General features: G+C 44.7%; 14 protein-coding genes. 1 reads left to right on the top strand and 13 read right to left on the bottom strand.

Annotated features, from left to right (window positions below):
- From GFC30_RS09485 to GFC30_RS09450, 8 genes are all read right to left on the bottom strand, one after another.
- The gene (locus GFC30_RS09485; protein WP_066324743.1) at positions 1-981 is read right to left on the bottom strand and encodes an ABC transporter permease; all 981 of its coding nucleotides are present in this window, start codon (positions 979-981) and stop codon (positions 1-3) included.
- Complete coding sequence (locus GFC30_RS09480) at positions 974-1,882, bottom strand: ABC transporter ATP-binding protein (protein ID WP_066324740.1); 909 nt, start codon at positions 1,880-1,882, stop codon at positions 974-976. The genes GFC30_RS09485 and GFC30_RS09480 overlap by 8 nt, the downstream gene beginning before the upstream one ends.
- A complete protein-coding gene (locus GFC30_RS09475; RefSeq protein ID WP_066324738.1) occupies positions 1,879-2,667 on the bottom strand; it encodes an SGNH/GDSL hydrolase family protein in 789 nt (262 codons plus the stop codon). The genes GFC30_RS09480 and GFC30_RS09475 overlap by 4 nt, the downstream gene beginning before the upstream one ends.
- Before the next feature lie 88 nt (positions 2,668-2,755).
- Complete coding sequence (locus tag GFC30_RS09470; protein WP_066324736.1) at positions 2,756-3,718, bottom strand: MBL fold metallo-hydrolase; 963 nt, start codon at positions 3,716-3,718, stop codon at positions 2,756-2,758.
- 87 nt (positions 3,719-3,805) lie between these two features.
- Positions 3,806-5,158: a type I glutamate--ammonia ligase gene (gene glnA, locus GFC30_RS09465; protein WP_066324733.1), complete on the bottom strand. Its 1,353-nt coding sequence runs from the start codon at positions 5,156-5,158 to the stop codon at positions 3,806-3,808.
- A 256-nt stretch (positions 5,159-5,414) separates the two neighbouring features.
- Positions 5,415-5,798 (bottom strand): gamma-glutamylcyclotransferase family protein, encoded by a 384-nt coding sequence (locus GFC30_RS09460; RefSeq protein WP_066324731.1) that lies wholly within the window; start codon positions 5,796-5,798, stop codon positions 5,415-5,417.
- Between the two features lie 248 nt (positions 5,799-6,046).
- Positions 6,047-6,247 carry a cold-shock protein gene (locus GFC30_RS09455; RefSeq protein ID WP_066324730.1) on the bottom strand — a complete coding sequence of 67 codons (201 nt, stop codon included), beginning with the start codon at positions 6,245-6,247 and terminating at the stop codon, positions 6,047-6,049.
- Between the two features lie 318 nt (positions 6,248-6,565).
- Positions 6,566-7,123, bottom strand: coding sequence for a thioredoxin family protein (locus GFC30_RS09450; RefSeq protein WP_066324728.1), 558 nt, complete (start codon positions 7,121-7,123; stop codon positions 6,566-6,568).
- A 165-nt stretch (positions 7,124-7,288) separates the two neighbouring features.
- Here GFC30_RS09450 and GFC30_RS09445 point away from each other — a divergent pair, with 165 nt between their 5' ends.
- A complete protein-coding gene (locus GFC30_RS09445; protein ID WP_066327297.1) occupies positions 7,289-7,882 on the top strand; it encodes an MOSC domain-containing protein in 594 nt (197 codons plus the stop codon).
- A gap of 31 nt (positions 7,883-7,913) precedes the next feature.
- Here GFC30_RS09445 and GFC30_RS09440 read toward each other — a convergent pair whose 3' ends face one another.
- From GFC30_RS09440 to GFC30_RS09420, 5 genes are all read right to left on the bottom strand, one after another.
- Positions 7,914-9,689 carry an ABC transporter ATP-binding protein gene (locus GFC30_RS09440; RefSeq protein WP_066324726.1) on the bottom strand — a complete coding sequence of 592 codons (1,776 nt, stop codon included), beginning with the start codon at positions 9,687-9,689 and terminating at the stop codon, positions 7,914-7,916.
- Positions 9,670-11,397, bottom strand: a complete 1,728-nt coding sequence (locus GFC30_RS09435) for an ABC transporter ATP-binding protein (protein WP_066324724.1) — start codon at positions 11,395-11,397, stop codon at positions 9,670-9,672. The genes GFC30_RS09440 and GFC30_RS09435 overlap by 20 nt, the downstream gene beginning before the upstream one ends.
- A gap of 112 nt (positions 11,398-11,509) precedes the next feature.
- Entirely contained in the window at positions 11,510-12,526 is a 1,017-nt protein-coding gene (gene adhP / locus GFC30_RS09430; RefSeq protein WP_066324722.1) for an alcohol dehydrogenase AdhP, read from the bottom strand.
- A 125-nt stretch (positions 12,527-12,651) separates the two neighbouring features.
- A complete protein-coding gene (locus tag GFC30_RS09425) occupies positions 12,652-13,035 on the bottom strand; it encodes an STAS domain-containing protein (RefSeq protein WP_066324720.1) in 384 nt (127 codons plus the stop codon).
- Positions 13,036-13,039: 4 nt separating this feature from the next.
- Positions 13,040-13,459, bottom strand: a complete 420-nt coding sequence (locus GFC30_RS09420) for an ATP-binding protein (protein WP_066324717.1) — start codon at positions 13,457-13,459, stop codon at positions 13,040-13,042.
- Positions 13,460-13,462 lie beyond the last annotated feature (3 nt).

Genomic DNA, 13,462 nt, shown 5'->3' with positions numbered 1-13,462 from the left:
CTAGTACACATCGCGAGTCATGAAAACGAAAAACGAAACAAGAAGCGCCGCCAATCCCCAAACAGCCAAAACAGCCATCGAAAACCCGAGCGTCATTCCAGCGATTGGCGGGGCTGTTCCGCTGATGTAATCCGTTAAACTAAGGTTGACGATGAACAAATATTTTGCCGATTTCCAAGAAGAAACCATATTGGTTAAAATTGTACCTGAGATAAGCGCCGCTAGCATAATCCCCATGACAGCGGCAGTGCTTCGCATGATGGTCGATAACATAAATGTCAACGTTCCGACGACGATGGCAACAAACGAGGCAAGCCCTAATTCTATCAGCAAATACTTCCACTGCGGAATGAGATGGACGCTTGCTGTATTTAATTCTTCCCCCTGTACCGTAAATCCTGTTAGCAACGGTAAATTCCAGCCCCCATAACCAAAAACAGCACCAGAAATAGCATAGGAGAGCACCACAAGCGCCAGCATAATAAACGAAATCGATAACCCCATCGCAATATATTTACTAAACAATATTTTCCATCGTTTTACTGGCCGCGTCAATAATAGCTTCATCGTCCCGCCGCTCGCTTCTGATGATACTAAATCAGCAACGACGACCATGACCATTAACGGCAAAAACAATTCAATCGAATTTTCGACAAACATCCGCATAAACGTCGGAGCGCCTGGTGCGGAAGGGTTAATATTGTGGTCTAAATAGTATTGTTGTTGCTGGAGCCGAATTTTTAAAAACTTCCGCCATTCTTCGGAAATGCCGCTTGAGTTGAGCCGATTTTGTGTGTCAATAATTTGCTGTTGTAGCTGCGTGCGCCAATCGGCTGTCCCTAGCCGCTTTTGTACATCTTGGACGTGCTTATATTGTGCGTATGTAAACAAGCCGACAAGGACGGCAATGATGGCGGAAATGATGAACAGTCGCTTTTTGCGAACGATTTTCAACATTTCGTTGTAGACGAGGTTAATCAATCGTTTCCCCTCCTGTGAGTTCGATAAATAAATCTTCTAGTGTCGGTAGTTTCGGTTGAATTTCACTCACGCGAATGCCAGCTTGAACGAGTTTTTCGTTCCAAGCCGCTAGTTGATTTGCTTCATAAAAAGTGACAATTCTCCCGTCAGCTTCGCCGAGTACGGTCGTTTGTTCTTTTAAAATCGCTTTTGCCCGTTCTAATGAATCTACTTTCCAATAGACGCGTGCTTGTTCTTTCAGTAGTGTTTCGACGTCGTCGATGCGGATAATTTCCCCTTTCGCCATAATCGCCACTCGGTCGCACATAAGCTGAATTTCGCTTAGCAAATGAGAAGAAACGAGCACACTAAGCTTTTCTTTTTCCGCTAAAGAACGAATAAACTCGCGCATTTCACGAATCCCGACTGGATCTAGCCCGTTCGTCGGTTCATCTAAAATTAACACTTTCGGTTGCCCTAACAACGCTTGGGCGATGCCAAGCCGCTGGCGCATCCCAAGCGAATACGTACGGACGCGGTCGTGAATGCGGTGTTGTAGCCCAACTAAAGAAACGACTTCATGTAGCCGCTCTTTTGCGAAAGAAGGAAGCATGCGCGCAAAATGTTCAAGGTTTTCCCAACCGCTTAAATATGGATATAGTTCTGGATTTTCAACAATGCAACCAACATGGCGAATCGCGTCAGAGAATTGGCGTTGGAGGTCGTATCCGCAAATGGAAACACGCCCAGAGGTCGGTTTAATTAAGCCGACAAGCATGCGGATTGTCGTCGTTTTGCCTGCACCGTTCGGACCTAAAAAACCGAACACTTCCCCTTCACGTAAAGAAAACGACAACCCTTTAATAATCTCTTTTTTTCCAATTGTTTTCCGCAAATTTTGTACGACTAATGTATCGGTCATTTTCCCTCCCCTTTCACAAACGTAATAAGCGCAGATACTCGTTCGCCGATGAGCTTGTACCCTTCTTTGTTCGGATGGAATTGGTCGCTATATAAATATTCGTTTGTATGCATTTCGAATAAATCATACGTTGGCACGGCAACGATGTTTGGATAACGCGCCGCTACTTCTGCGGAATCGTAATTCCATTGCCGCACGATTTTCGATGTTGCTTGTCCATTGTTTAACTGTTGAAACGGGTTGTAAAGGCTAATATAAAACACGACCGCTTGTGAATTGACGGTTCGAATCGTCCGGAAAATCGTTTCCAAGTTATGCAAATACGCGTTTTCCGTTTGTTTTATGCGCTGAGGCGAAAAGTTCCGCAACGATTCGCCCCCTTGAAATAAATCGTTTCCACCAATGGTTATACATACGAAATCTGCTTGTTTTAGCTGCCGTTGGATTTCTAGTTGCTTCAGTTGTTCGACAAGTTCTTTAGAGCGCAATCCTTTCACCGCTAAATTAGTGACTTGAAGCGGTTGCTTCGTTTTTGTGCGCAAGTCATCGACAAGATAGCCAACGTAACCTTTCCCTGTTTCATCCCCTGTACCGCGCGTTAATGAATCACCAAGCGCCACAAGGTGGAGTGCGTGGTCATTTTCCGTTTTCGCTACGCTTTTTGGTGGGGCAGATGCGGTCGGATGAAAAAATTGGTCTTGTACCATTGCTACAAGCCCATATCCCCATAAAATGCTTGCGAGCACAGAAAGAATCGCGATCATTTTCACGCTGTTGATCTTCACCGAATCACCCTTTCTTTACTTGATACACCATTTCTATTATAAACCGAATAAGGCGCGATAGAAAAAGCGGCGCATCATGCGACCGCTTTCATTTTTCTTCTTGTTTTTGGAAATAATCAACCATTCCCATGGCACAAACGATTAAATCAAGTCGAAGAAGGTCGTAAACGCTTGCCTCACGTGGGACCCCGCGCGCATCTAAATACGGCTGTACTAATTTCATAAAGCCATCGGCTACCGTTTTTGTTTTGTCTTCAAACGACAAAAGTGGCTGTTCCGTTATGACGCGCTCGCCTACTTCTACCATTTTCGGCAACCACTCGCGCAATTGTTGGAATACGGCAGCTGGATGCTCTGACATGCCGAAATGACCGAAATAAATACGCGATGGGCTCTGTTCTTCAAGCCGTTTTGCCGAATGAAGCATCGCTTCGGGATTAAATTGGCTTGGCGAGGTAGACGGAAGATAAAGTTCCACCCCATACGCAAGCAGTTGTGGATAATAGACACCAATCGTATCGCCTGTAAATATGCCGTTGCTTTTCGAATCGTAAATAGAAAAATGATGGTTCGCATGCCCTGGTGTATCGAAAAAGGTGAGTGTGCGTTCGTCGCTAAGTGTTAACGTATCTCCATCTTCCATCGTAACGAGCCGGTCTTCCGGAATCGGAACAATCGGGTCAAACAGTTCGGCGAACTTCTCGCCATATACCACTTTTGCCCCTTGAATGAGCTTGGAAGGGTCAGCTAAATGCCGCTTTCCTTTCGGATGAACGATGACGCGGGCGTTTGGGCATTTTTCAAGGAGTAATCCTGCACCACCGGCATGATCTAAATGAATATGGGTGACGATAATGTATTGAATATCTGCTGGGTTTATCCCAAGCGCTTCTAAACCGGCGAGTAAGTACGGTATCGACGGGCTTGCGCTCGTTTCAATAATCGTTAGTTCTTTTTCGTGAAGCACATATGTACCGGTGCGTTCAGGTGTCTTTAAATCAAATACGTCAATTAAGGAAATGTCATACCCTAAATCAACTGGTTTCCCCATAACCTTCTCCCCTATCGTATTGTTTTCTAGTATTTTACCAAGTTTTAACGAACGAGGAAACAAAAAAACGGGCGATACGCCCGTTTTTTAAAATTTTCCTTGGTATTGTTCAATTTCCCATGCGTGTACTGCTGTGCGATAGCTATCCCATTCTGCTTTTTTCATGGCGACATATTCATTAAAGACGTGCTCGCCTAACGTGTCGCGACCAATGGTGCCCGCCTCTAATTCTTCGATTGCTTTTCCTAAGCTACCAGGAAGGTTTTCGATGCCAAGCTCTGCCCGGCGCTCTTCGGACATGTGGAAAATGTCTTCATCAATTGGCGCTGGTGCTTGCAAGCCGTTTTCGACTCCGTCAAGCCCTGCAGCAGCGATAATTGCATATGCTAAATATGGATTTGCAGATGGATCTGGGCAACGAAGTTCGACGCGAGTAGCTACGCCGCGTTTTGCTGGGATACGAATCAACGCCGAACGGTTCGATGCTGACCAAGCGATATAGCATGGTGCTTCATAGCCTGGCACAAGCCGTTTGTATGAGTTCACTAATGGGTTTGTTACCGCTGCAAAACTTTTCACGTTTTTCAATAAGCCAGCGATAAATTGATAAGCCGTTGCGGAAAGTTGATTTTCATCGCTTGGATCGAAGAACGCATTTTCGCCATCTTTAAATAATGACATGTTCACGTGCATACCAGAGCCGTTAATGCCAAATACCGGTTTCGGCATAAATGTCGCATGAAGGCCATATTGGCTTGCGATTGTTTTTACAACCCATTTGTATGTCGTTGCGTTGTCGGCTGCTCCTAACGCATCAGCATATTTAAAGTTAATTTCGTGTTGACCTTCCGCTACTTCGTGGTGCGATGCTTCAATTGTAAAGCCCATCGCCTTTAACGCGCGATAAATAGCTAATCGTACGCGCTCACCAAGGTCTTTTGGTGATGGTTCGAAATAGCCGCCGTTGTCTTGCGGTTCGGTTGTTGGATTTCCGTTTTCATCTGTTTTAAATAAGAAGAACTCTAACTCTGGACCGACCGAAATCGTATACCCTTTTTGCGCCGCACGCTCTACTGTTTTTTTCAAAACATTGCGCGGGTCGCCTTCAAATAACGTGCCGTCGGGATTAGTGACCGAGCAAAGGAAACGCGCTTCTGCATATCCTTCTTCCACCGTCCAAGGAAGGACTGCAAACGTATTTAAGTCTGGAAGAAGGTAAAGATCGGAACGGTTAATTGGCGAAAATCCTTTGATAGAAGAACCGTCGAACATAATTTTTCCTTCGACAACATCGTCGAGCTGCTCTGCTGTAACAGTTACATGCTTTAAAATACCTTCAATGTCGACAAATTGCAAATGCAACAATTCTACGTGTTTTTGTTTAATCGTTTCTTTAATTTGCGCCAACACATCCGCTTGCGAACCTAAAACTTTCGACATGTTACATAACCTCACATTCGTACGTTTGTTTTTCTAACATGATTTTATTATATGGAACCTTTCTCGTTTTTGCAATACTTTTTTATCAATCTTTTTGTATTTTTATAATTTTCATAGAAAACGCTTTCAATATAAGTGCGATATATAGACAACAAAAGTGTGGAAGAAAAAGTAAAATGGCGTAACGAAGAAAGAACATCTGTATATTTATGCTTTTTAGAGAATAAAAAAAGTGTCTGGTGTATCCCAAACACTTTTAGCATGTCTTCGCTCGGCGGTATTCTCGCCATGAGCCAGACTCGATTCGCGGGAGTATCGCAGCTTTTTCGGGCGTGTAGATATATACATACCCTTCGATGTCTTGTTCACAGTCTTTCACCCATACCCGCTCATATTCGTTGTTGTTTCGACCTTCTTCGTAATCTTCTAAAAGATCCATTTGTTTGATTCCTTCTTCTGTTACGGTTAGCCATTCGCCAACGACTACACTTTCTCCTTCTAGTACAAGCGCTGGGTACGCACCGACGTCGTACAGTTGTCCTTTCACTTTTCCTGGCTGTACATGCTGCACATACGGCGCGGCAACATGGTGATTTGCTTCTCCAACAAGCAACGTCCCATAAACAAACACACGCGGCATCTATCTCCCCCCTCTCCTATACCATATCGAAAAACCTGAAACAATGGAAGCCCTACCTCTCGTCCATCCTTGCAGCTCCGAAGCTGCGCCAGTGTGAATCTCGTTTTTCTTTCGTAAAGCGCCTGCTTATTGGCGAAGAGCGAATAGGAGGCAACGACTCAAGCTGATGGCATATAGCTTTTCCTTTTTAAGAAATATATGAAAAAAGTGGTTCTGCCCGAAAGCAGAACCACTTTTCGTACCTACATTTATCCTTTTCGAACGTTTGCCGCTTGTGGACCACGGTTTCCGTTGATAATGTCAAATGTCACTTTTTGTCCTTCTTCAAGCGTTTTAAATCCGTCGCCTTGGATTGCAGTGAAGTGAACGAATACGTCGTTTCCGCCTTCTGTTGCAATAAAGCCAAATCCTTTTTCTGCATTAAACCATTTTACTGTACCTGTGTTCATTTGAATTCCTCCAAAACAAATTGAAAATTGACCATCCTTCATTACTCACAAACAGAAAAGCCGCGCTACCATCGTAAGGAAGGCTTGCTAAGAGGGCCTTCTCTTCCGATGAGGCGCGACTTACAACGATCCTTAAATAACGAACTGAATGGTACTTATTACATATTACACGATAAATTTTTAAAAGTCAATAGGGAGAAATCAAAATTCATTCCTTACTTTTATTCTTTAGAAGGGAGGAAATGAATAAATTTTGCTCACCCCAACACGCTAATGTTGGGTATTTTCATAAAAGAACGCTGACAACCGTCCACTCTGTTAATTTCTCCATTTGATGCTGCAGCCGATGCTCGGTTTTTGCAGCTCTGGTACTGGATGTCCGCTTAATAACGCATCCAACGCTGCACGAATGGAAGCGCCTGTCACTGGGACATTGTTTCCTGGTCTAGAGTCATCTAGTTGCCCGCGGTATACGCATTTTAGTTCACGGTCAAAGACGTAAAAATCTGGCGTGCATGCCGCTTGATACGCTTTTGCGACTTCTTGCGTTTCATCAAATAAATACGGGAACGGATACCCGAACTCTTCCGCTACTTTTTTCATATTTTCCGGAGAATCGTCTGGATATTTTTCTACGTCATTTGAGTTAATGGCGACAAACGTCACCCCTTTTGGCTGATAATCGTTCGCTAGACGAACAAGCTCGTGCTGCACGTGCTTCACAAACGGACAATGGTTGCAAATAAACATAATCACCGTCGCGACGTCCGATTTGATGTCTTCTAACCGCACAACATTGCCATCTATTGCATTTACTAGCGCAAAAGATGGCGCTTGTTTTCCTAACGGAAACATCGTCGATTCCACTGCTGGCATCGTAACCACCCTTTCTTGCACAATTTTTTCATCTCTATTATAGGAAACGTGGTAGATTTTTGCACGTTTTCCGACTACAATCGTGGTAAAGTATGTTTGAGGAGGCTGAATGTGTTGCATCAACCATCTATTGTTTCGTTGAACGTTGGTCAGCCGAAAATAGTCATGATGGACGGAAGAGCAGTAACGACCGGCATTTACAAACAACCAGTGGCTACGCCGCTTTGGTTGACAAAAACAAATTTTGTCGGCGACGGACAAGCCGATTTAATCCATCACGGCGGACGAGATAAAGCGGTATGTGCGTATCCATCAGAACATTTTTCCGCGTGGGAACGGCTGTATGGTCGCCCCTTTCTTGCAGGATCGTTTGGGGAAAATATAACACTTGCTGGATTAGTAGAAAAAGACGTCTGCATCGGCGATATATTTGAAGTCGGTACCGCTATTCTTCAAGTTTCTCAGCCGCGTCAGCCATGTGTGAAATTAGCGAAACGGCACAGGCTTATTGACTTACCACTTCACGTACAAACGACTGGCTACACTGGCTTTTATTTTCGGGTGTTACAAGAAGGAACCGTTCAAGCAGGACATTCGCTTAAATTAATGGAACGGAGCGCACGTCCATTTTCTGTTGAATATGTCAACCGTGTTTATTATGTCGAGAAGAGCAATAAAGAAGCGATGCGTGCGATTGTTGCGGAACAAGCGTTGTCGGAAGATTGGCGTCGCATGTTTCTAAAACGGCTAGAACAATAAAAAAGACTTGTGCGATTGTTCGTACAAGTCTTTAGGATACTTCCTGAAACTGGCGATGATATAGCTCGTAATAGACCCCTTTTTTTTGCAATAGCGAATCGTGCGTCCCTTGTTCAACTATCGTTCCTTCTTGAAGTACCAAAATCCGGTCGGCGTGTTGAATCGTGTTTAACCGATGGGCGATTACAAAACAGGTGCGGTTGTTCATCAAGCGCACTAATGCGTCTTGAATCGCCAATTCGGTCACTGTATCGACGTTGCTTGTTGCTTCATCTAAAATTAAAATGGCTGGACGGGCAATCATCGCGCGGGCAATCGCAAGCAGCTGTTTCTGTCCTTGGCTAATGCCGCCCCCGTCTTGCTGTAACATCGTATCGTATCCGTTTGGCAGTTTCATAATAAACGAATGCGCATTTGCCTGTTTCGCTGCTTCTATTACTTCTTCATCGGTCGCCTCTAGCCGACCGTACCGGATATTTTCTCGAATCGTCCCTTGAAATAAAAAGACGTCTTGCAGCACAAACGCCATTTGCCGGCGCAAACTTTCCCGTTTGATGTGGCGAATGTCGTGGCCATCCACCAAAATCCTCCCGTTCGTAGGGTCATAAAATCGCGTCAATAGTTGGAGAATCGTCGTTTTTCCTACCCCGGTTGGACCGACGAGCGCAACGGTTTCTCCTTGTTTTACGGAAAAATCAATGTCATGAAGCACCTCTTTCCCTTGCTCGTAGAAAAACGACACGTGTTGAAATTCCACTTCCCCACGAATCCCCGGTAAGTTCTGCGCTTCTTCCTCTTCTTCTGTCTGTTCGTCTAATATCGCAAATACTCGCTCTGCCCCAGCTAATGCAGATAGGAACGTATTCCATTGGTTGGCAAGGTCGTTTAGCGGACGGATAAATTGCCGAGCATATTCCGTAAAAATAACAATCGTTCCGACCGATACCATCCCTTCATAAGCTAGTATTCCGCCGATGCCGACAAGAAGCGCAAAGCTTAAGTTGTTTAACACGTTCATGAGCTTTGGAATAAATCCAGAATACGCTTGCGCCCAAAAACCGGCTTGTTTTAACTGCTCATTTTTTTGCAAAAAGCGAGCGGTCATTTCTTTTTCTTGCGCAAACAATTTGACCGCTTTTTGACCAGAAATGATTTCTTCGACGAATCCGTTCAAGTCGCCTAGTTGTTGTTGCTGCGCGCGAAAACGCGGTTGTGTTCGATTCGTAATCCACTTCATGCCACCAAACAAAAGCGGGACAATGAGAAGGGTGACCGCCGTAAGTATAGGGCTTAACGAAAGCATGACCACAATTGCCCCCACCAACGTAAGTGTACTAGAAATGACTTGAATAGCTGTGCTGTCAAACGTCTGGCTCATATTGTCAATGTCGTTTGTTACTCGGCTCATTAATTCCCCTGATTTTTGGCGTGTAAAAAAAGCGAGCGGCAATTGATGGAAATGCTCAAATAGCCGCATGCGAAAGGAAGACACCGTTCGTTGGGCAATGCCAATCATCCAATAGTTTTGTAAAAAAAGAGAAAAGGAAAGCGCCAAATACCCCAATAACATCACACTGAAAAACATTGTAAAATCGTGTGTTTTTTTTGCGATTATCGTGTCGATGGCTTTTCCGACAAGGTACGGACCGAGAAGGCTAAGCACTGAGCTAACGATTACTAAGCCAATGACCAGTAAAACCCGACGTTTCTCTTCGGCAAGAAACGCCCATATTCGCTTTAACGTTTGAATGTTTTCCTTCGCTGGGCGCTTCTCTTTTATGACTTTCCTATGATGTGCGCGGATCATCGCTTATCCCCTTCTTTCCAAGCTGCGAGTCGACGATTTGGTGATATAGTTCATTATTAAGTAGCTGTTGGTGCGTCCCATGTGCGAGTAGCTGTCCATCTTTTAATAAAAGAATGGTATCTGCTTCCATCGCTGTCGTTATTTTTTGCGTTACGATAAGTGTTGTACATTGGTATGTTTTCAATGCTTGCCAAACGTTCGCTTCCGTTTTGGCATCTAGCGCGCTCATGCAATCATCGAGGAGTAAGAGTTTCGGCTTGCGAATGAGCGCACGAGCGATGGCAATCCGTTGCTTTTGCCCACCCGACAGCGTCACCCCTTTTTGTCCGACGATTGTGTCATATTGGTTTGGAAACGACATAATGGCATCGTGAATTTGCGCTGCTTTTGCTGCTTCAACCATTTCTTCATCTGACACGTTCATTCCGAAACAAATATTTTCGCGAATCGTTCCGGAAAACAACAACAATTCTTGTGGAACGACCCCGATAGCTGCCCTCAGCGTTGTTTCGTCCCAATGGCGAATGTCGATGCCATCAATAAAAATCGTCCCTTCCGTCGCCTCATATAATCGCGGAACAAGCTGCAATAGCGACGATTTCCCTGCCCCCGTTTCTCCTAAAATAGCGACCGTTTCATTTGCGCGAACGGAAAAAGAAACATCGCGTAGCACAAACGATTCGCTCGCAGGATATCGAAACGAGACGTGTACAAATTCGAGCTCGCCTCGCGTGATTATGGCGTGATGTGGACGTTCTTTCGTATCGGTCGGAAGCTCGAATAGTTCGGCGATGCGCCGTCCGGATGCTCTTGCCCTAGAAAACGCCATCGTTACGAACGTAAAAATAGATAACGCTGCAGTCATTCGTGTCGTGTAGTTAATGACCGCGACTACTTCACCTGCGTTGACTCCTCCTGTTTGGATTTCTTTTCGCCCAATGAACAAAATGACGACAATTGCCACATTCATAAAAAAGAGCAAAACAGGTGTAATCGCTTCGACAAAGCGCGAGACGGTCATCGTTTGCGCCATTAATGTTTCGTTTTCGTTTCGGAAGCGCTGTTGTTCATATGTACTGCGAACGAACGCTTTAATGAGCCGCATATTCGCCATATTTTCTCGCATGATGCGATTGACTCGATCTAACGCTTGTTGGACACGCGAAAATCGCTCAGCTGCTTTTTTCATCGCCCAAATTAAAAAAAGGAGCAAAAATGGGACAAGCACGACAAGAACAAGAGCAAGCTTTGCTTGGACGATGAGCGCCATGACCATGCCAAAAATAATCAATAATGGTGCTCGTAACATAATGCGCAAGCTCATAAATACCATGTTTTGTATTTGTGTCACATCGTTTGTTATTCTCGTAATAAGAGAAGCGGTGGAAAATTGTTCGAGCTGCGGAAGAGAGCATGATTGAATTTTCATAAATAACCGTTTGCGCACATCAAAACCAAATTGCTGACCGACGTACGCTGCCGCAAATGAATTCGTAATTCCCGCAGCAAACGCTAGCAAGGAAGCAACAATCATCACCGCTCCCCATCTCCAAATGACGGGCAAATCGTTTTTCATAACGCCTTGGTTAATGATTTTTTCCATTAATAACGGCTGCCAAAGTTCAGCGATAAGTTCAATGAGCATTAAAAACCAAGCGATTCCCATCCATTTTCGATAAGGTTTTAAGAGGGAAAGCACACGCCACATCTTTTTTCTCCCCTTCCTGATGTCTTTCATTTTACATCGGGGGAAGGGTGTTTTACAATTTTGGTGCTCAAATAGAAAAAGGATGCCTCGTCCCCGAGACATCCTAACCCTATTATTCTTCTAATGTTAATACGACACGTCCGTTAATTTGTCCTTTTAACATCCGATCGAACACGTCGTTAATTTTTTCAAGCGGCTGCACTTCAACGATTGTTTTTACTTTGCCTTCTGCAGCAAATTGAAGCGCTTCTTGCAAATCTTTTCTCGTTCCGACAATGGAACCGATGACCTTTACCCCATTTAATACCGTATCAAAAATTGGAATTGGCATTTCTTCTGGCGGCAATCCAACAAGCACGCACGCACCGCCGCGGCGAAGCGATTGATACGCTGACTCAAACGCTGGTTTCGATACGGCTGTGACCACTGTCGCGTGAACCCCGCCAACTTTTTCCTTCATAAATTGCGCAGCATCTTCTTTTAGTGGATTGACCACAAGGTCTGCTCCGAGCTCTTTTGCTAACGCAAGTTTCTCATCGCCAAGGTCAACAGCAACAACGTTCAACCCCATGGCTTTCGCATATTGCACCGCCACATGGCCTAGTCCGCCGATGCCATAAATGGCAACCCATTCACCTGGTTTCGCGCCAGTTACTTTCAGCGCTTTATAGGTTGTGACACCTGCACAGAAAATTGGTGCAGCTTCTTCAAATGACAAGTTGTCCGGAATTTTCACGACATAATCGGCAGCCGCCCGGCAATATTCTGCATATCCGCCGTCTACTGAATATCCTGCATTCAACTGGTTTTCACACAATGTTTCTTGTCCGCTTAAACAATAGTCACAATGGCCGCACGCCGAATAAAGCCAAGGAATACCGACGCGATCGCCTACTTTTAAGTGAGTGACGCCCGGTCCTACTTCCTCTACGACCCCAACGCCTTCATGGCCTGGAATCAGCGGAAGTTTCGGCTTTACTGGCCAGTCGCCATGCGCTGCATGCAAATCCGTATGGCATACGCCGCATGCTTTAATGCGCACAAGCACTTCGCCATAGGAAATAGATGGTTTTTCTACTTCTTTTACTTCTAGTGGTGCTTTAAATTCACGAACAACTGCTGCTTTCATCGTTTTCCCCTCCCATTATTTCCAAGAAACATCTTGCTCACTTTCTATCATAGTCGCTTTCCGAAAAAGGAAGAAGAGGGAAATAGTTCTTTTCAAAAAACTGTCAAAAACATATGACAAAATCGTTAACGATTGACGGGTTGCCTCGATCGGCTCGCTAACCATCGAACAGCATCTCGCTCGGTTGGGACAAAGATGAACAAACGATGAAGCTTGGCGATAGTGAACAGCTTTTGGATTGCTTGATTATCTGCAAAAACAAACAGAAAAGTTTTTTGTTTATCCGTTTCTTGTTTGAGCAAATGAACAAACATTGAAAGACCTGTACTATCAATAAACGCCAACTCGCTCACATCAAATAAATACACATCATGTTCCGCTTGCTGGAATAATTCGATTAATGTTTGTTTCGCCATTTGCTGCGTACTGTACACCAATTTTCCTTTTAGCGAAATTTTTGCATACTGCACGGTAGAGGTTGCTTCAATCCGAATCGTTGGCATCTTCATCGTTTCATCTCCTCATTTTCATTCCAATTGCATATGCACCGTTTTCTAACGGCTCCGCCCATAAATCATCCATCAATTCTCTCATCAATAGAAGTCCTCGTCCCGATTCTTCTAACAGCACATCTTCTAATCTTTTCTCCTGCCTGCTTTCGATGTGTTGTTTCGAAAGACCGTTCGCCGCATCTGCAACCAAAATGGTTACCTCTTCTGCTGTAATGCGCACCGAGACCGTAATGTGGCAGGCATCGTCGTTATCGAATTGCGTTCGCACTGCTTCGACCGCGTTAATGATCGCTTCGTGAACCGATAAAACGAGTGCTTGCCTGTCACGAACAACGAAAAACGAGGCGAGAGAATCAATGATTAGATCGCAAAGCTCGATCGTTTCGACATTTGCCGGGCAGCGAAGCACCATCTCGTACATTTC

It is taken from the genome of Anoxybacillus amylolyticus, from assembly GCF_001634285.1.
GTDB classification, from domain to species: domain Bacteria; phylum Bacillota; class Bacilli; order Bacillales; family Anoxybacillaceae; genus Anoxybacteroides; species Anoxybacteroides amylolyticum.
Note: the sequence above shows the minus strand (reverse complement) of the source record. Positions and strands in the feature narration are given on the sequence as shown.